Below are 20,915 nucleotides of genomic sequence, written 5' to 3' on the forward strand. Positions count from 1 at the left end.
TACCTAACTGAATCCGGCTTTAAATGTCGGGCACGCCAGCTCAGGCGCTCGCGACCGGAGGTCAGTCATGGGTTCCAGGGGTCGAACACCACTCACCAGCCGTCTGCGTGCCACGCTCGCCGCGCACGCCGAATCCGAACGGACCGGGATCCCGGTCGACGAAGTCATCGAGATGCACGCCGCGGGCCTGTCCCGCCGTAAGCTGCTCGGCGGTGCCGCCGTCGTCGGCGCGGCCGCCGTCGCCTCGGCGGCCGGCCTGCCCCGTCCCGCCGCCGCTGCCGCCGCGCCCACTCCGCCACCGTCGGTGACCATCGTCGGGGCGGGGCTCGCCGGTATCCGCGCCGCCCACTGGCTCTACAAGGTCAAGGGCATCCGAGCCGCCGTCTACGAGGGCAACTCCCGGATCGGGGGCCGCTGCTACAGCCTGCGTGGTTTCTTCGACGACGGGGTGGTCGTCGAGCACGGCGGCGCGTTCATCAACACCGATCACAACACCATTCGTAGCCTCGCGAACAGTCTCGGGCTCAGCCTTCGCACCGTGAACGGCGGCAACCAGCCCCCCGGCGGCGACAAATACTGGATCGACGGCGCGGAATACACCTACAAGGACGCGAGCGCCGACTGGAGACAGGTCTACCAGGCGTTCAAGGCCGCCCAGCAGGCCGCGCCGTATCCGCAGCGGTACGACAGCTACACCGCGGCGGGGCTGGCGCTGGACAACCAGACCGTCAACGAGTGGCTGGACGCCAACATGCCGGGCGGGCTCGCCAGCCGGTTCGCGAAGCTGATGCAGAGCGATGCCCTCGCCGAGTACGGGCTCGACCCGGACCAGCAGTCGGCGCTCAACCTCATCTACCTGCTCGGCTCGAACGGGCCGAACTCGTTGTCTCCGATTGCCGGCGACGACGAGAAGTACACGATCGTCGGCGGTAACGACCAACTGCTGACCGCCATGGTCGGCCAGCTGCCGGCCGGCACCGTGACGCTGGACCGCAAGCTGGTGGCGGTCAAGGCGAACGCCAACGGCTCGGCGACCTGCACCTTCCAGGCCGGCAACAAGTACACCGACGTGACCTCCGACAAGGTCATCCTTGCCCTGCCGTTCACCATGTTGCGCGAGTGTGACCTGTCCAAGGCCGGGTTCTCGACGGTGAAGATGCGCTCCATCAACGAGTTCGACCTGGGCAGCAACGCGAAGCTCCACGTCCAGTTCACCAGCCGGCCGTGGGTGGCACAGGGCTACGGCGGCTCCACCTACACCAACGCCACCGGATTCCAGTGCGCCTGGGATGACACCGTCAACCAGCCGACCAGCACCGGCGTGCTCTGCGAGTTCCCGGGTGGGAGCCAGACGAAGGCGTGGACCGGAGCGGCGTTCGGCGCGGCCCCGGCCGCCCAGGTCACGGCGTTGCTGAACCAGCTGGAACCGATCTATCCGGGCATCACGGCCGCCTACAACGGCAAGGCCTACCGGGACGCCTGGCCGCTCAACCCCTGGTCGAAGGGCGCCTACTCGGCTCAGAAGCCGGGCCAATACACCCGCTTCTTCGGCATCGAGGCCGCTCGTGAAGGCAACGTTCACTTCGCCGGAGAGCACACCTCGATCGACTACTTCGGTTACCTGAACGGGGCGGTCGAATCCGGCGAACGCGCCGCCAAGGAGGTCGCCGGCCCGTAGCCGACCGGTGCCGACGGCAGTGCGTGGTGCTGCCTCATCCCGGGTGTGTCCCGGCACGCTGAGGCAGCACCACGTCCAGGTTGATCCTCGTGCCTCGGGCCGGCCGGTGTGCTCAGCCGGTGCGCCACTTCTGGTTGGCCGTGCCCGCGCAGTCCCACAGCTGCAGCCGAGCGCCGTCGGAGTTGTTCCAGTCTTTGATGTCGACGCACTTGTTGGCCTGCGGGTTCACCAGGTCACCCGCGGCGGTGAGGACGAACTGCTGGGCCGGGTTGCCGCTGCACGAGGCGATCTGGATGACCGCGCCGTTGTCGCGGGAGCCCCAGGCCACGTCCATGCACATGTTGTTCTGGGTCCGCAGGGCGCCGCCGGTGAAGGTCCAGCTCTGCGCGGACGTGCCGTTGCAGGTCCAGGTCTGCAAGGGCACCCCGTCGGAGAAGTTCGAATAGGGCACGTCGATGCACCTGTTGTTCCAGTTGCTGATCAACCGGGTCCCACCCCCGCCGCCGGTGGTGACCAGGGCGAGCCCGTAGGCACCGAGGATCGGGTTGACCGGTTGGAACCACATGGTGCCGCCGGTCGAGCAGTTGCCGGTGCCGCCGGAAGTGACTCCCTGCGCCTGGTCGCCGGAGAGCCAGGCGCCCCCGGAGTCGCCGCCCTCGGCGCAGGCGTTGCTGCGGCTCAGCCCGTAGACCGCGCCCTGGGCGTAGTTGACGGTCTCGTTGCGGCCGAGGAGCGTGCCGCAGCGCCAGCCGGTGGTCCGGCCTGAGCGGCACACCGAGCTGCCGATCACCGCGTCCGCGGAGCCGGCCACGGGCGCGTTGCCGCCGGCGTAGTTGTTGACCCACGGCCGAGGGATCCAGTCGCCGTTGGTCCGGACCCATGCGTAGTCGTTGCCCGGGAACGACGAGCCGACGAAGGTGCCCTGTGACGCGTTGTTGTAGCCCAGGGTCCAGCTGCCGGCCCCACCGCAGTGTCCGGCCGTCACGAAGCCGCCGGCGACGGCGAAGCCCACCGAGCAGAGGATGTTTCCGTTGATCACGAACTGGTCGCCGCCACGGATGTCATACAGGGGTCGCGGCGCCTGCGGCTCGGCGATGTAACGGATGAGCGTGCCGGGCGCTCCGCTGGCCGCCACGAAGGACCGGGCTGCCGCCGTGCGGCCGGGTTCGACCAGCACCACGACCGAGTTGTCGACGGCATCCGCGTACCAGCCGCGCACGGCGGCGGCCGGCCGGTGGCGGGCCGCGTACCGGTCGAGGGTGGCACGGGTGGAGGTGAGGGTGGACAAACCGTGGTTGACGAGCCGAGGCTCGGCGCCCTCGGCCCGTACGCTGGCGGCGGCGGACCGCTCGGTGACCGCCACGGTCAGCCGACGACCGTCGGCCAGCCAGGAGCCGGCGTACCGCGTACCCAACCGGGCCTGTAGCCGTCGGTCGATCAGCGCCGCCGCGGCCTCGACACGGAGCCGGTCGGCGATCTGGCGATCGGTGAGTCCGAGGTCCCGCCGCATGGCCTCGGCCATGCCGGGGGCGAGGCCGGTGGCTTCGCCGGGCGCGGTGCCGGCGTTGCTCGACGCGCCCGGGGCCGACGCGGGGGTGGTGGGTGGGGCGGTCAGGCCGGCGGCGAGGATGCCGGAGGCGACCAGCCCAAGGAGCTTGTTCATCGATCTCCTTCCGGCCGGGCGGCTGGTGCGCCCAGCGGCAGACGGCGCGTGCCGGGTGGGCGGACCCACCCGGCACGGCACCGGTCATTGGTAGACGTGGACGTAGTCGACGAGCATCTGGGCCGGGAACGGCGTCGACGCGTCCGGCGGCCCCGGCCAGTCACCCCCGACCGCCAGGTTGAGGATCAGGTAGAACGGGTGGTCGTAGACCCATGGGCCACGCGTCGCCTCCACGGTCTCCTTGCTGGCGTAGAAGACCTCCGTGCTGTCGACGAAGAACCGCATCCCCTTGCTGTCCCACTCCACGGCGTACACGTGGAAGGCGGCGGACAGGTCGGTGGTCCAGACGCGTTCCTGGCCGTAGCCGCCGCCTCCGTTGTACGCCGGCGCGTGCAGGGTGGTGTAGCTGCGGTAGGTGTCGCGGCCGAGGATCTCCATGATGTCGATCTCGCCGTTGTACGGCCATGGGCGCCCGGTCAGGAAGTCGGCGCCCATCATCCAGAACGCCGGCCAGAACCCGTTGCCCTTGGGCACCTTGATCCGGGCCTCCACCCGGCCGTACTGGAAGTGGAACTTGTTGCTGGTGTTCATCCGGTGTGAGGTGTACGCCCGCCCGCCGGCCGTCTCGCGGCGGGCCTCCATGACCAGTTGACCGCTGCCGTTCATGGCGGCGTTGGCGTTGTCGGTGTAGTACTGCAACTCGCCGTTCTGGCCGGTGCCGGAGTCGATGGTCCACTTCGCCGGGTCGGGCTTGCTGCCGGCCGGACCGTTGAACTCGTCGGCGAAGACGAGCCGGGTGGCGGGGAAGGTCGGGTCCGGCGGCACGGACGGCGGCGCGGTCGGGGCGCCACCCGTGCCGTACACCTGGAACTCCCACAGCGAGTAGCCGTAGGCGCTGCTGCGGGCGGTGCCGTACATCCGCACGTAGCGACCGGTGCCGGTGACGTTCAAGGTCTGCTTGAATCCCTTGCTGGTGGTGGTGCTGTAGATGGTGGTCCAGGTGCCGGCGTCGTTCGACGTCTGGATCTGGTAGGCGGTCGCGTACGCCGGGTCCCACTGCAGGACCACCCGGTGGATGGTCGCGGTGGCGCCCAGATCGACGTAGATCCAGCCCGGGTCGACCCAGCCGGTGGTGGCACTGGTCGCCCATCGGGAGGCCGGGTCGAGGTCGAAGGCCCGCGACGGGTAGCACTGCCAGCAGGCGCTGTCGTCCTGGTACGACGAGGCGAATGCCGGCTTGCCGTACGACAGCAGCACGTCACCGCCCGGCGGCGGGCTCGACGGTGGCGCGGTCGTGGGCGGCGCGGTCGTGGGCGGCGCGCTGGTGGGCGGTGAGGTGGTGGGTGGCGAGCCGGCGGAGACGCGTACCGCGACTTCCCACAGTGACACGCCGTACTGGGTGGCTCGGGCGGTGGTGTAGACGCGCACGTACCGGCCCGAACCGGAGACGGTGAGCAGTTGGGTGCCGCCGGTCGAGGTCGTGGTGCTGTAGACGGTCGACCAGGTGGAGCCGTTGTCGGAGATCTGGATCTGGTACGCCGTGGCGTAGGCGGCCTCCCAGTTCAGATCGACCCGGCAGATCGCGCGGGACGAGCCGAGGTCGACCTGGAGCCACTGCGGGTCGGCGGCGGCGCTGGACCAGCGGGTGCCGGTGTTGCCGTCGACCGCGGCCGACGCGGGGAAGCCGGCGTTCTGGATCGATGAGGCGGTGGCCGGGCGGTTCAACGCCGCGTTGCCGGTGGTGTCGCAGCCGGTGGCGCTGCTCGTGCCGTAGACGCGGAACTCCCACAGCGACACGCCGTACTGGGTGGCGCGGGCGGTGGTGTAGACGCGCACGTACCGGCCGGAGCCGGAGACGGTGAGCGTCTGGGTGCCGCCGGTCGAGGTGGTGGTGTTGTAGATGGTCGACCAGGTGGAGCCGTTGTCGGAGACCTGGATCTGGTACGCCGTCGCGTAGGCGGCCTCCCAGTTCAGGGTGACCTGGGTGATGCCGGCGGTGGCCCCCAGGTCGACCTGGAGCCACTGCGGGTCGGCGGCGGCGCTGGACCAGCGGGTGCCGAGATCGCCGTCGACGGCGGCTGACGGGGGGAAGGCGGCGTTCTCGACCGACGATGCGGTGGCCGGCCTACCCTGCGACAGCAGCGGATCGGCGGCACTGGCGGTGGTGGTGACGGCCGCGACGAAGCCGGCGATCGTGACGGCCGCCAGGGCGAGGACGGCGGCGAGCCGGCGGCGGGTGGACGTGGGGGGTCGGGGTTCGAGGGCGGGTACGGGCAGAACAGTCATCGCGTCTCCTCAGCGGGGCGATCGGAGCGGCGGATTCCGGCGGTCACCAGCCCACGGCGACGAGCAGCCACTGCGGGTTGCCGGCCGAGACGAACGAGGACTGGTCGGCGTAGTCGTCGTACGGGAAGCCGTACGCCCGGCCGTTGATGGCGCGGTCGTGCCAGAACTTCGCGTAGTAGTTGGCCGGGGCCTGCTGGTAGAACAGGCTCGGGTCCGACCACTGGGCCCGCGGCAGGTGTGCGACGTGCCGGTTGAGGGCGGCACAACCGGCCGGGTCGCCGGCAAGCGAGCCCGCGCAGCCGAAGATGTCCGAGGTGGCGGCTGGCAGCCCGACCGAGGAGGCGTACCCGCTCAGGTAGTTGGCGTACTGGCCGCCGGCGCGGAACTGCGGCGTGTTGCCCGGCGACGGAATGCGGTACGGCGCTTGAATGGTGGCCAGGTGCTTGAACTCGGCCGGCATCGCGTCCGAGAACCGCTGAAAGGTCACCGACCGGTCCTCGGTGAAGGTCGCCTCGTTCTCGCCGACGGAGACGTCGTACCCGGTGCGGGAGTGCAGCCGCATCGCCAGCTTCAACCCGAACGCGTCGACCCGTGTGGTGTTGCCGTTGAACTGGTTCGCCCCGACGGTGAACTCGATGAAGTCGCTGTACTGGCTGTTCGGCGAGCCGAGGTAGAAGTACATTCGGCCGGCGGTGTTCACGGGCATGTCGAAGTACGGCTGCTCGGCGATCGAGTGCGTCTGCCCGTTGTAGCTCCAGTAGACCTGGCTGTCGGGGTATTTGCCGTTGGTCCGGTTGAGGACCTTCACCATGAGCACGTTCTGGGCGGCGGGAATCGAGTTGGTGTCGCCCCAGAATCCGCCGGTGGGCGGCGGGGTCGTCGCGGGCGGGGTCGTCGGGGGCGTTGTCGAGCCCGACGACGTGGTCCGCACGACGAACTCCCACAGCGAGTAGCCGTACGCGGTGGCCCTGGTCGTGCCGTATAGCCGCACGTAGCGGCCGGTGCCGGAGACGGTGAGCGTCTGGGTGCCACCGGTCCCGTTGGTGGTGCTGTAGATGGTGGTCCACGGTCCGTCGGCGGTGGTCGTGGAGACCTGGATCTGGAACGCCTGCGCGTAGGCCGCCTCCCACTGCAGCACGACCTGGCAGAGCGTCTGCACGCTGCCCAGGTCGACGCGGAGCCACTGCGGGTCGGCGGCGGCGCTCGACCAGCGGGTGCCGGCATCGCCGTCGAATGCCGCCGACGCGGGGAAGGTGGCGTTCTCCACGGACGAGGCGGCCGCCGGACGGTTGAGCGCGGCATTGCCGGTGCAGCCGGCGGCGAGGGTCCCGTAGACCTTGAACTCCCACAGGGAGTAGCCGTACGCCGTGGCCCGCGTGGTGCCGTACATCCGCACGTAGCGCCCGGTGCCGGTGACGGTCAGCGTCTGGGTGCCGCCGGTGCCGGCGGTGGTGCTGTAGACGGTCGTCCAGGCGGAGCCGTCGGCGGAGACCTGGATCTGGAAGGCCCGCGCGTACGCGGCCTCCCAGGCCAGTTGCACCTGGTCGATGGTGGCGGACGAGCCCAGGTCGACCTGGAGCCATTGGGGATCGCTGAACGCGCTGGACCAGCGGGTGCCGAGGTCGCCGTCGACGGCGGCGGACGCGGGTGTGCCGGCGTTCTCGGTGGACGAGGCGGTCGCGGGCCGGCCCTGGGAGAGGAGGGCGGACGCGGCGCCGGCGGGCGTGGACGTGGTCGCCGCCACGTAGCCGGCGAGGAGCGTCAGGATGGCGGCGGCGGTGAGGAGGAGGCGGGCCGGACGGCGCCGGCCGGTGGCGGCCGGCCGTTGCCGGCGGGGGATCGGGGGAGTGGTGATCATGGATGTCTCCTGCGGGGGGTGGGATCCGGCGGAGAGCGCTCTCTGAGGAAGAGTCACCCTGGTCCCCGCTTCTGTCAAGGCGCACGTCGCCGCGCTGGAGAAGATCAGAACCGGACTTCCTCAGCACCCTTGACTGATCGAAATGGCTCGATGACCCTGGTGCCGAGCGCTCTCCGTCCATCGCCGCCCCAGCCGTTCGGGAGCCCCGCCATGCCGACGATCCCTCGGCCGTCATCACCCCGTCCGCGGCCCCGCCCCGCCCACTCGATCGCGGCGCTTCTCGTCTTGATCGCCGCCTTTCTGGTCGTACCCGTCCAGCCCGCCGGCGCCGCCGGATCGTTGCTCTCGCAAGGTCGGCCGACCACGGCGTCCTCCGTCGAGCAGGCCGCCACCCCGGCTGCCGCCGCCACCGACGGCGACCTCGGCACCCGCTGGTCCAGCGCGTTCAGCGATCCCCAATGGCTCCAGGTCGACCTGGGCTCGTCCGCCACCATCGACCAGGTCGAGCTGGTCTGGGAGGCCGCGTACGCGCGGGCCTTTCAGATCCAGGTCGCCGCCGATCCCGGCGGGCCGTGGACGACCATCTACAGCACCACCACCGCGACCGGCGGCACCCAGACGCTGACCGTCTCCGGTGCCGGGCGTTACGTGCGGATGTACGGCACCGCGCGCGCCACCGGCTACGGCTACTCGCTCTGGGAGTTCAAGGTCTACGGCAACACCGGCAGTTCGGGCCCGCCCCCCAGCGGCCAGCCGATCTCGGAGTTCAAGAAGGTCGCCGCGTCCTCCTGGGAGGGTGGAAACGCACCCGCCGCCGCGGTCGACGGCCGGACGAGCACCCGCTGGTCGAGCGAGTTCAGCGACCCGCAGTGGCTCAGCGTCGACTTCGGCGGTGTCGCCACGGTGAACCGGGTCGTCCTCAACTGGGAGGCCGCGTACGCCACCGGCTACCGGCTGGAGACGTCCAACGACGGGAACACCTGGACGACCATCTACTCCACCACCACCGGGCGCGGCGGCGTCGAGCAGGTCACCGTCGCCGGCACCGGCCGCTACCTGCGGTTCTACGGCACCGCCCGGGCTACCGGCTACGGCTACTCGCTGTGGGAGTTCCAGGTCTACGGCACCGTCGACAACGCGGCGGCCACGGCGCCCATGCTCTCCGGCCCCACCAAGGCGCCCGGCACGCTCAACCAGTTCGCGCTGACCGCCCCGGCGGACGCCGCCATGATCACCACCACCCGGCGGCCCGCCCTCTCCTGGGCCGCCGTGGCCGGAGCCACCCGCTACCAGGTGTGGATCAACATCAGCCGCACCGACTACGACTTCACCGCGTCCGGCAACCTCCTCGATCTCTACACCAAGGTCGCCGAACCGACCGGCACCTCCTACACACCGACCTGGGACCTGCCGGACCGCTGGACCTACAAGTGGTACGTCACCTCGGTCGGCACCACCACGACCACCTCGAACATCCGTCGGTTCAGCGTCTACCTGCCCACATTGGAGACCGTCGCCGACGGCGTCAACATCGTCGCCGGCAGCCGGGACCTCAACAAGAACGGCACCATCGAGCCGTACGAGGACTGGCGGCAGCCGGTCGAGACCCGGGTGAACGACCTCCTGAGCCGGATGACGGCCGAGGAGAAGGCGTACCAGATGTTCTACAACGCCCAGGCGTATCCCCGCTCGGGTTGGCACTTCGGCCCGGCGCAGGCGCAGGACCTGCACAGTCAACTCCTCGCGTCGTCCGGCAACCGGCTGGGCATCCCGTTCGTCTCGGCGGGCGACACCATCCACGGCTACCAGACCACCTATCCCATGCAGAGTGCCCTGGCCGCCGCGAAGGACTACCCCCTGGACTACAAGCTCGGCGACATGCAGCGGCGGGAACAGCTCGAAGTCGGCACGCGGGGCGTGCTCGGGCCGCTCGCCGAGGTCGGCACCAAGGTGATCTATCCGCGCATCCAGGAGGGCAACGGCGAGAACGCGCAGGTCGCCGCCGCCCAGGTGCGGGCGCTGGTGGCCGGGCTGCAGGGCGGCCCGGAGCTGAACCCGCAGTCGGTGCTCGCGACCGTGAAACACTGGCCCGGTGAGGGCGCCGGCGGCGAGGCGCTGATCGTCTACGACGCGGTGACGATCAAATACCACATGATCCCGTTCCGTGCGGCGATGGAGGCGGGCGCGGTCAACATCATGCCCGGGTACGCGGGCAGCTCCCTCCTCGACCCGGGCGGGCCGGGCGCCGGTGACAGCGCGCCGATCCTCGCGTACCTGCGCCAGAACCTCGGCTACCAGGGTCTGATCACCACCGACTGGCTGCCGTCCGGCTCGTGGGTCGGCGCGGCGAAGGCCGGCTCCGACGTCATGGGCGGGGCGGACCCCGGCGCGGCCGGCTTCTCGATGGCCACCTTCACCGCGAACGTGCCGGCCGCCCGGATCGACGACGCGGTACGGCGGGTGCTGCGGATCAAGTTCCAGCTCGGCATCTTCGAGAATCCGTACGGCGACCCGGTCAACGGACCGTACCGCTTCCACCAGCCGGCCTACACGACGCTGGCCAACCAGGCGTCGCGCGAGGCGATGACGCTGCTGAAGAACGACGGCGGGGTGCTGCCGATCCGGCTGAACTCGGGCGACAACATCGTGGTGGCCGGGCCACGGGCGGCCGACCCCGCCGGCTGCTGTGTCTGGACCAGCTTCTTCCACTCCGAGTACGGCTCGCAGACCATTCTCGACGCGATCCGGACCAGGGCTACGAAGAACGGCGTGAACGTCTATTCGGGAGACGGGCCGAACCCGAAGCTGGCCGTCGTGGCGGTGGGGGAGGCCTCCTACACGCACGCCACCAACTGGCCCAAGGAGCAGCCGTACCTGCCACCGGATCAGCTCGCGTTGATCCAGGGCTTCCGGTCCCGGGGGATCCCGGTGGTCGTGGCGCTGGTGCTGCCCCGGCCGTACGTCATCACCGAGTGGCGTGACCTGGCCAACGCCATCGTCGTCACCTACCGGGGCGGCGAGGAGATGGGCCCGGCACTGGCGAGCCTGCTCTTCGGTGACTACCCGCCGAGCGGCAAGCTGCCGTGGCAGCTGCCACGCAGCCTGGACCAGGTGCTTCGGCCCGGCGGCACCGATGTGCCGGCCGACGCCGTCGAGGCCTGGGACCTGCCGTACGACCTGGGGGCCACCGCGGCCGAACGCAACCAGATCCGGGCCAGCATCGACGCCGGCCAGCCACCGGCGACGACGTACGGCAATCCGCTCTATCCGTACGGCGCCGGGCTGACCGGCTTCTGAGCCCCGACCGATCGAGGCCATCTCGGCGGCATGGCCGCCGGTCCGCGAAACCGGACCGGCGGCCATGCCATTCGGGCCGGCTTCGGGCACGCTGCGGGGATCGGTCTGACCTGCCCTTTTTCTGCGGGGATCGGGCAACGCAACTGACTGTCAGATAGCCGACACGATCACGGGCGGCCCGGCCGTTTCAGCCGGTAGATGGTTCGGTCACCGAGCGTGATTCCGATTGTCCGATCTCCGTTTCCCTTACGAATCTATGCCCGCCGATGGCTCTCGCCTACCTTGCAGACAGCAGTCGTGCGTCTGGGGAGGGCATCGTGTCAGGACCACTCGACCGCCGCAGCATCCGATCGAGGATCTGGGCCGGAGCCCGCCTACGATTCACCGCCAGCCTCGGCGCGTTCGCCCTGCTGCTGGCCTTCGCGGCCCGGGCGGACCTGCCCGACATGGTCCCGGCCTCGGTCTCCTGCGACTCGGTCGGCTACGCCTACGACGCCGTAGGGCAGCTGGCCGGCGTTCAGGACCAGGCCGGTCGCACCGCCCGCTACCGGTACGACCCCGCCGGCAACATCACCTCCGTCAACAACGACGGAAGTCCGGCGCTCGCCCTGCTGTCCGTGGTGCCGGCCCGGGCGGCGGTCGGCGCCGAGGTCACCCTGCAGGGCGGCTGCTTCTCGAACGTGGCGAGCGAGAACACCGTCGAGTTCAACGGCGTACCGGCCACGGTGACCTCGGCCGGCGGACGGCGGTTGGTCGCCCGGGTCCCCGGCGGTGCGACCACCGGCCCGATCACCGTCTCCGTCGGCGGCGCCACCGCGACCAGCCCGCAGTCCTTCGTGGTCACCGGCCCGGACGAGTCCGCGCCCACCGTCACCGGCGTCACCCCGACCGTCGTCGCCCCCGGCGGCACGGTCACCGTGACCGGCACCGGCTTCGCCCCCGACGCCGCCGACAACGCCGTCACGTTGAACCGCACCCGGGCCTTCACCTCCGCGGTCGCGGCCGGCAGCCTGACCGTCCAGGTGCCCTCCGGCGTCGCCTCCGGCCGCATCGGGGTACGCACCCGCCACGGCAGCGGCGACGGCGCCACCGACGTCTTCGTCGCGCCCGCCCCGTACACGGTCGCCGATGTGGTGTACACCGCCCGGGTCGCGCTCGGCGGCACCAGGACGGTGTCGATCCCCACCGCCGCCCGGGCCGCGCTGGTCGTGTTCGACCTGGCCGAGGGGCAGCAGGCCAGCGTGCAGCTCGCGGACGGCACCTTCGGCTCCTGCGGCATCACCACCGCGAAGATTCTCGACCCCTTCGGGCGCACCGCGGCCTCGTCCGGCTGCGTCGGCGCCACCGGCTTCATCGACACCGTGACGGCCCGCACCGCCGGCACGTACACGCTGCTGCTGGCCGCGTCCAGCACGGCCACCGGCTCGATCTCCGCGACCGTGCGGGAGGTGCCCGCCGACGCCACCGCGGCCACCACCCCGGGAGGGGACGCCGTCACCGTCACCACCACCGTGTCCGGCCAGAACGCCGCCGTCACCTTCCCCGGCAGCACCGGCCAGCGGGTCTCGGTCAAGGTGAGCGGCGGTACGTACGGCACCTACAACGCCGCCGTCACGCTACGCAAGCCGGGCGGCGGCGGAACGCTCGTCTCCAACGGCTCCTGCGGCACGTCGTGCTTCTTCGACACCACTGTGCTGCCCACCGACGGCACCTACACCGTCTATGTGGACCCGCAGTCCACCGCGACCGGATCCATCACCGTCCAGGTGTACGACGTGCCGCCGGACGCCACCGCCGGCGCCACCCCGGGCGGCGACCCGGTCACCGTCACCACCACCGTGCCCGGCCAGAACGCCGCCGTCACCTTCCCCGGCACCGCCGGCCAGCGGGTGCTCGTCCACCTGACCGGCGGGACCTACGGCACCTACAACGCCTCGGCGATCGTGCGCAGGCCGGACGGGTCGAACCTGACCGGCAGCGCCTACTGCGGCAGCTCCTGCATCTTCGACACCACCGTCCTGCCGGTCGACGGCACGTACACGATCTACTTCAACCCCGACACCAGCTACGTCGGGGCGGTCACCGCGCAGGTGTACGACGTGCCCGCGGACGCGACGGTGACGGCCACGCCCGGCGGCGCGGCGGTCACCGTGAACACCACCGTCGGGCAGAACGCGGTGATCTCCTTCGCCGGCAGCGCCGGGCAGCGGGTGTCGGTGCAGTTCAGCGCGGGCACGTACGGGACGTACAACGCGTTGGCGGTGATCCGGAAGCCGGACGGGTCGAACCTGACCGGCAGCGCGTACTGCGGGGCGTCGTGTTTCTTCGACACGGTGGTGCTGCCGGTCGACGGCACGTACACGATCTTCCTCAACCCCGACGGGGTCTACCGCGGCCAGGTGACCGCGCAGGTTCACGTGGTGCCGCCGGACGCCACGGTGACCGCCACCCCGGGCGGCGCGGCGGTCACCGTACGCACCACCACACCGGGGCAGAACGCGGTGATCTCCTTCGCCGGCAGCGCCGGGCAGCGGGTGTCGGTGCAGTTCAGCGCGGGCACGTACGGGACGTACAACGCGTTGGCGGTGATCCGGAAGCCGGACGGGTCGAACCTGACCGGCAGCGCGTACTGCGGGGCGTCGTGTTTCTTCGACACGGTGGTGCTGCCGGTCGACGGCACGTACACGATCTTCCTCAACCCGGACGGCACCTACATCGGCGAGGTCACCGCGCAGGTGTACGACGTCCCGGCGGACGCCTCGGCGACCACCAGCCCTGGCGGCGCCGCCGTCACGGTGACCACCACCGTCCCCGGGCAGAACGCCGTCGTCTCGTTCCCCGGCACCGCCGGACAGTCCGTCTCGGTCACCCTGGCCAACGGCACCTTCGGCACCTACAACGCCTCCGTCACGCTGCGCGCCCCGGACGGTTCCACCATCGTCAGCGAGAGCTACTGCGGCACGAGCTGCACGTTCAACGCCGTGACGCTCCCGAGCACCGGCACGTACACGGTGTACATCAACCCGACCGGCACCACCCTCGGCGCGATCACCGCCCGGGTGTACGACCTGCCCAACGACGCGGTCGCCAACACCACCGCAGGCGGCACGGCCGTGACGGTGACCACGACCGTGCCGGGGCAGAAGGGCGTGGTGTCGTTCCCCGGCACCGCCGGGCAGCGGGTGTCGGTGCAGCTCTCCGGTGGCACGTTCGGGTCGTCGGAGGCGACGGTGACGTTGCGCCGGCCGGACGGCACGTCGATCGTGTCGAACTCGTCCTGCGGCACGTCGTGCTTCTTCGACGTCACCGCGCTGCCCACGGACGGCACGTACACCGTGCTCATCACCCCGAAGGGCACGGTCGTCGGCAGCATCACCGTCAAGGTGTACGACGTGCCGGCCGACGCCACGGCGACCGCCACCCCGGGCGGCACGGCCGTCACGGTGACCACCACCGTGCCGGGGCAGAACGCGGTGGTGTCGTTCCCCGGCACCTCGGGCCAGCGGGTGTCGGTGCAGCTCTCCGGTGGCACGTTCGGGTCGTCGGAGGCGACGGTGACGTTGCGCCGGCCCGACGGCACGTCGATCGTGTCGAACTCGTCCTGCGGCACGTCGTGCTTCCTGGACACCACCACCCTGTCAGCCACCGGCACGTACACGGTGCTCATCGACGGCAGGACGACCGCCGTCGGCGCGCTCACCGTCAAGGTGCACGACGTGCCGGCCGACGCCACGGCGACCACCACTCCCGGCGGCGCGGCCGTCACGGTGACCACCACCGTGCCGGGGCAGAACGCGGTCGTCTCGTTCCCGGCGACCGCCGGGCAGGTCGTCACCATCAACGCCTCCGCCGGCGCGTTCGGCGGCGGCAGCGTTTCCGTGTCGCTGCGCGCCCCCAACGGCAGCACCGTCACCAGCACCTCGTCCTGCGCCACGAGCTGCTCGTTCAGCTCGGTGTCGCTCTCCGCCGCCGGCACCTACACGGTGCTGGTCGACCCGGCCGCGGCGGCCGTCGGCAGCCTGACCGTCCAGGTGTTCGACGTGCCGCCGGACGCCACCGTCAGCACCACCCCGGGCGGCGACCCGGTCACCGTCACCACCACCGTTCCCGGGCAGAAGGGCGTGGTGTCGTTCCCCGGCACCGCCGGCCAGCGCATCCTGATCCAGGGCACCGGCGGCACGTACGGCACGTACAACGCCACGGCGGTGCTGCGCAAGCCGGACGGGTCCAACCTGATCGGCAGCACCTACTGCGGCAGCTCCTGCATCTTCGACACCACCGTCCTGCCGGTCGACGGCACGTACACCCTGCTGCTCAGCCCGGGCACCTACACCGGCGCGCTCACCGTCCGCGTCTACGACGTGCCCGCCGACGCGACCGCGACCGTCACCCCCGGCGGGGCCGGTGCCACCCTCACCACCACCATCCCGGGCCAGAACGCGGTGTTGTCGTTCGCCGGTACGGCGGGTCAGCGGATCTCGGTGCAGGGGACCGGTGGTACGTACGGGACGTACAACGCGACGGCGATCGTGCGCAAGCCCGACGGGTCGAACCTGACCAGTAACGCGTACTGCGGGGCGTCGTGCTTCGTCGACACCACGGTCCTGCCGGTGACCGGCACGTACACCGTCTTCCTGAACCCCGATGGGGTCTACATCGGTGCGGTCAACCTACGGGTGTACGACGTGCCTGCCGACGCGACTGCGACCGTCACCCCTGGCGGGGCCGGTGCCACCCTCACCACCACCATCCCGGGCCAGAACGCGGTGTTGTCGTTCGCCGGTACGGCGGGTCAGCGGATCTCGGTGCAGGGGACCGGTGGTACGTACGGGACGTACAACGCGACGGCGAATGTGCGGAAGCCGGACGGGTCGAACCTGACCAGTAACGCGTACTGCGGGGCGACGTGCTTCATCGACGTTGTCACGTTGCCGGTCACCGGCACGTACACGGTCTTCCTGAACCCGGACGCGGCTTACGTCGGCGCGGTCACCCTGCAGGTGTACGACGTGCCCGCCGACGCGACCGCGACCGTCACCCCCGGCGGGGCCGGGGTCACCCTGACCACGACTGTGCCGGGCCAGAACGCGGTGTTGTCGTTCGCCGGTACGGCGGGTCAGCGGATCTCGGTGGAGGGCAGGGGCGGTACGTACGGGACGTACAACGCGACGGCGAACGTGCGGAAACCGGACGGGTCGAACCTGACCAGTAACGCGTACTGCGGGGCGACCTGCTTCATCGACGTCACCACGTTGCCGGTGACCGGCACGTACACGGTCTTCCTGAACCCGGACGCGGCTTACCTCGGCGCGGTCACCCTGCAGGTGTACGACGTGCCCGCCGACGCCACCGCCAGCACCACCCCGGGGGGACCGGCGGTCACCCTCACCACCACCGTCCCCGGGCAGAACGCGGCGCTCACCTTCCCCGGCACGGCCGGCCAGGTGGTCACCGTCGTGATGAGCGCCGGCACGTACACCCGCTACAACGCCACGGTGGTCATCCGGAAGCCGGACGGGTCGAACCTCGGCAGCAGCGTCTACTGCGGCGACACCTGCACCTTCACCTCGGTCACCCTGCCGGTCACCGGCACGTACACCGTCTTCATCGACCCGGCGTCCACCAGCATCGGTGCGCTGACCGGCGAGGTCCGGCTGCCCGCCGGACTCGCCGCGAAGGGCGTCAACGCGCGGACCACGTCGGCCGAGCGCGTCGCCTCGACGGGCACGGCCACCCGGGCCGCCGTCGACGTGACCGAGATCTGGACGCCGGACCGGTTCAACCTCGCCGGCGAGGACTGGGCGAGCCACCGCACCGGCGCGTACGGCCACCTCCAGCCGGCGCTGCGCGCCGACGCGGGAGTGACCGCGCTGGCCGGGCAGGCCCTGCTGCTCAACGGCGGGCCGCTGGCCGACGTCACCCTCTCGGTCGGGCGGCGCAGCACCCGCACCGACGCCAGCGGCCGGTTCCTGCTCACCGGGCTGACGGCCGGGCACCACGTCCTGGTCATCGACGGCGCGACGGCCAGCAGCCCCGGCCGCGCCTTCGGCCGTTTCGAGACCGGCGTGGACCTGCGGGCGGGGGAGACGGTCGAGCTGTCGTACCCGATCTGGATGACCCGGCTCGACACCGACCACAGCGTCCGCTTCCCGTCGCCCACCCGTAAGCAGACTGTCATCACCACCCCGGCCATCCCCGGCTTCGAGGTACGGCTGCCCAAGGGGGCGGTGATCCGCGACCGGGCCGGCAAGCGGGTCACCGAACTGTCCATCACCGCCCTTCCGGTGGACCAGCCGCCGTTCCCGCTCCCGGCCGGCGTACGCACCCCGGTCTATTTCACCGTCCAGCCCGGCGGCTCGGTGATCCTGCCCGAGGGCGCGCAGATCATCTACCCGAACACCCAGGGCCTGGCGCCGGGCAGCCGGCTCGACTTCTGGGACTACGACCCGGGCCGCGTGCCGTGCGTCAAGGCGCCGGTGAAGTCGTACCCGAAGAAGCCGGCCAAGGCGGCGAAGGCGCCCTCGGTCTGCGCGGTGACCGGCGCGGAGGCCGGCTGGTACATCTACGGCCACGGCACCGTCACCCCCGACGGCCGGCAGATCATGCCCGACCCGGACGTGCGGGTCTGGGAGTTCACCGGCGCGATGTTCAACGGCAGCGGCAAGCGGCCCGCCGGCACCGGCCCCGGCGAGGACGGCGACTCCGGCGGCGACCCGGTCGACCTGGCCAGCGGCCTCTTCGTCGACGAGCACACCGACCTGGCGGTCAACGACGTCCTGCCGATCGCGATCACCCGCACCTACCGGCAGAACGACACCCAGACCCGCGAGTTCGGCATCGGCGCCAACTTCACCTACGGCATCTTCATCTACTCCGAGCAGCAGTACAGCGAGGCCGACCTGGTCTTCCCGGACAGCGGCAAGGTCCACATGGACCGGATCAGCCCCGGGACAGGCTGGGCCGACGCCGTGTACAAGGCCGTCGACACCACCGGGCCGTTCCGAGACTCCGTGATGACCTGGAACGGCAACGGCTGGGACCTGGTCCGCACCGACGGCATGACCTACGTCTTCGGCGAGAACGCGCCGTTGCAGTCCATCCGGGACCGGCACGGCAACCAGATCACCCTCACCCGGTCCAGCGGCGGGCAGTCCGGCGACATCACCCAGATCACCTCGCCCAACGGCCGCTGGATCAAACTCTCCTACACCAGCGGCCGGGTCACCCGGGCCCAGGACAACGCGGGCCGGGTCGTGCAGTACGGCTACGACAGCTCCGGCCGACTCACCACGGTCACCTCGCCGGGCGGGCGCACCACCACGTACACCTACGACACCGCCAACCGGATGACCACCGTCACCGACGCCCGCGGCATCACCTACCTCACCAACACCTACGACACCGCCGGGCGGGTGGCCACCCAGACCATGCCCAACGGCGTCACCTACCGGTTCGCCTACACCACCAACGCCGCGGGCAAGGTGGTCAAGACGGCCGTCACCGAGCCGGACGGCCAGGTCCGGGAGACCAGCTTCGACGAGAACCGGCGGGTGGTCGCCGAGACCACCGCCGCCGGCACCGCCCAGGCGCGGACCTCCACCACCGCGCGGGATCCGGTCACCCACCTGCCCACCGGGCTGGTTGACCCGTACGGGCGGCGGACCGCCCTCGACTACAACGCGGCCGGGCAGCTCACCTCGCTCACCTCGCTCGCCGGCACCGCCGCCGCGCAGTCCGCCACGGTCACCTCCGGCGGGCCATACCGGCAGGTCACCTCGGTCACCGACGCCCAGGGCCACACCACCCGGATGACGTACGACGACCGCGGCAACCTCACCGCGGCCACCGACGCCGCCGGCCGCACCCGCAGCTACGCCTACAACGGCGCCGGCCAGGTCACCGCGGTCACCGACCCGCTCGGCAACACCACCCGGTACACCTACGAGCACGGCGACCTCGTCGCGGTGACCGACCCGCTGGGCCGCACCACCCGCAGCTTCGTCGACGCCGTCGGCCGCCCGGCCGCGGTCACCGACGCGACCGGCGTTCAGGAACACGTCCGCTACGACCCCGACAACCAGGTCGTCACCAGCACCGACGGCCTCGGCCGCGTGACCAGCTACGAGTACGACGCCAACGGCAACCTGACGAAGGTCACCGACGCCCGGGGCAACAGCACCACGGTCGCGTACGACCAGTCCGACCGGCCGGTCACCGTCACCGACCCGCTCGGCAAGCAGGCCCGGCAGACGTACGACGAGCTCGGCCGGATCGTCTCCGCCACCGACCGGCGCGGCAAGACCACCCGCACCGAGTACGACCCCCTCGGCCGCACCACCTTCATCGGCTACGGCGCGATCACCGGCGGCGGCTACGAGAGCACCAAGCGGTTCGGCTACGACGGGCTGGACCGGCTCACCACCATCAACGACTCGGCCGGCGGGCTGCTCACCCTCGACTGGAACGACCTCGACCAGGTGGTCAGCGTGACCAGCCCGGCCGGCACCGTCGGCTACTCCTACGACGCCGACGGCCGCCGCTCCGGGATGACCGTGCCCGGACAGTCGGCGATCTCCTACCGCTACGACCCGACCGGCCTGATCGAGCAGATCACCCAGGGCGGCACCACCGCCACCTGGCACCGGGACGCCGCGGGCCGCACCGACCGCGTCGAGCAGGCCGGCGTGGTCACCCGGTACGCGTACGACGTGGCGTCGCAGCTCACCGGGATGTCCTACGAGAGCACCGGCGGCGTGCCGATCGGCAACCTCGCCTACTCCTACGACGGCGCCGGCCGGGTGCTCGGCCTCACCGGCAGCCTCGCCCACGTCACCATCCCCAGCACCGGCCCGCCGGCCAGTTACGACGCCGCGAACCGGCTGACCAGCCGGGGCGCCCAGACGTTCAGCTACGACGACGAGGGCAACCTGACCGGCGACGGAGTCCTCGGCTACGCCTGGAACGCCCGGGGCGAACTGACCGGCGTCACCGGCCCGAGTCTGGCCGTCTCCTACGGCTACGACGCCGCCGGGCGGCTGGCCAGCCGGACTGCCGGCGGCACCACCACCGGCTACCTCTACGACGGCCCCAACCTGGTCCGGGAGGTGACCGGCGCGACCGCCGTCGACCGGCTCACCGCCGGGCTCGACCAGACCCTGGTCCGCACCGACGCCGACGGCGCCCGAGTGCCGGTCACCGACGCGCTCGGCAGCATCCTCGGCCTCGCCGACGCCGCCGGCGCCCTGACCACCGAGTATCAGTACGACCCGTTCGGCGCGGTCACCACCGGCGGCGCGGCCAGCGGCAACACCCAACAGTTCACCGGCCGCGAGCACGACGCCGACACCGGGCTGTCCTACCACCGGGCCCGCTGGTACAGCCCGGAGACGGGCCGCTTCCTCAGCCAGGACCCGGCCGGGTTCGGCGGCGGCAGCACCAACCTCTACACCTACGCCCTCAACGACCCGGTCAACCTCTCCGACCCCAACGGCGACTGTCCCGTCTGCCTACCGATGGTGATCGGGGCGCTGATCGGCGGTGCCACCTCCGTCGGCATCGGCGCCGGCATCGCGGCGCTGACCGGGCGTAAGTACTCCCTGGGCGACGCCCTCACGGACTTCGCCATCGGCGGCGCGCTGGGCGCCCTCAGCGGCGGTCTCGGGGCGGCCCTCAAGGGCGGCAGCTCGGTCTGGAAGCTCAACCAGTTCGAACGCGGTCTGGAGATCGAGAAGAGGCTCGGCGGCAACCTGCGCCCCGGCTTCCCGACCATCGACCGGTTCACCCCCAGCACCGGCGCCGCCACCAGCATCAAGAGCGTCGACCTGACCGCGAAGACGTATCAGAATGCCAGCCAGCTCACCAGCCGGCTGAAGGGCTACGTCGACAAGGTGGCCGGTTTCGCCAAGGAAAGCCCGGTCACCTGGGGCGGCGACACATACACCAAGGGGATGGTCCGCGCCCGGGAACTGGAGGTCGCGATTCCCCACGGGACGGCCACCGCCGCCCAACAGAACGTCCTCAACCAGATCGTCGAGTACGGCGCCGGCAGGGGGGTCACCGTCCGCATCATCCCCATCAGATAGACCGACGGGGACGCTCCGAGGGTAATCTGGGGGCGTTCCCCTCCCCACCGA

6 protein-coding genes are annotated in these 20,915 nt (G+C 71.0%); 3 read left to right on the forward strand and 3 right to left on the reverse strand.

The window, feature by feature from the left end; genetic code table 11:
• The first annotated feature begins 67 nt into the window (after positions 1 to 67).
• On the forward strand, positions 68 to 1,678 hold the full coding sequence (locus tag AB0C02_RS15230; protein WP_357548506.1) for an NAD(P)/FAD-dependent oxidoreductase: 1,611 nt from the start codon (positions 68 to 70) through the stop codon (positions 1,676 to 1,678).
• Positions 1,679 to 1,790: 112 nt separating this feature from the next.
• Here AB0C02_RS15230 and AB0C02_RS15235 read toward each other — a convergent pair whose 3' ends face one another.
• The 3 genes from AB0C02_RS15235 to AB0C02_RS15245 all read right to left on the reverse strand — a co-directional run bounded on the left by AB0C02_RS15235 (position 1,791) and on the right by AB0C02_RS15245 (position 7,485).
• Positions 1,791 to 3,341: a ricin-type beta-trefoil lectin domain protein gene (locus AB0C02_RS15235; RefSeq protein WP_357548508.1), complete on the reverse strand. Its 1,551-nt coding sequence runs from the start codon at positions 3,339 to 3,341 to the stop codon at positions 1,791 to 1,793.
• An 84-nt stretch (positions 3,342 to 3,425) separates the two neighbouring features.
• Positions 3,426 to 5,627 carry a discoidin domain-containing protein gene (locus tag AB0C02_RS15240; RefSeq protein WP_357548510.1) on the reverse strand — a complete coding sequence of 734 codons (2,202 nt, stop codon included), beginning with the start codon at positions 5,625 to 5,627 and terminating at the stop codon, positions 3,426 to 3,428.
• A 43-nt stretch (positions 5,628 to 5,670) separates the two neighbouring features.
• Positions 5,671 to 7,485: a discoidin domain-containing protein gene (locus AB0C02_RS15245; RefSeq protein WP_357548511.1), complete on the reverse strand. Its 1,815-nt coding sequence runs from the start codon at positions 7,483 to 7,485 to the stop codon at positions 5,671 to 5,673.
• Positions 7,486 to 7,695: 210 nt separating this feature from the next.
• Between AB0C02_RS15245 and AB0C02_RS15250 the strand changes: the two genes are divergently transcribed.
• A complete protein-coding gene (locus AB0C02_RS15250) occupies positions 7,696 to 10,782 on the forward strand; it encodes a discoidin domain-containing protein (protein WP_357548514.1) in 3,087 nt (1,028 codons plus the stop codon).
• Positions 10,783 to 11,099: 317 nt separating this feature from the next.
• Positions 11,100 to 20,864 carry a pre-peptidase C-terminal domain-containing protein gene (locus tag AB0C02_RS15255; RefSeq protein WP_357548515.1) on the forward strand — a complete coding sequence of 3,255 codons (9,765 nt, stop codon included), beginning with the start codon at positions 11,100 to 11,102 and terminating at the stop codon, positions 20,862 to 20,864.
• The last annotated feature ends 51 nt before the right edge of the window (positions 20,865 to 20,915 follow it).

The organism is Micromonospora sp. NPDC048999, assembly GCF_040649295.1.
GTDB lineage: Bacteria > Actinomycetota > Actinomycetes > Mycobacteriales > Micromonosporaceae > Micromonospora.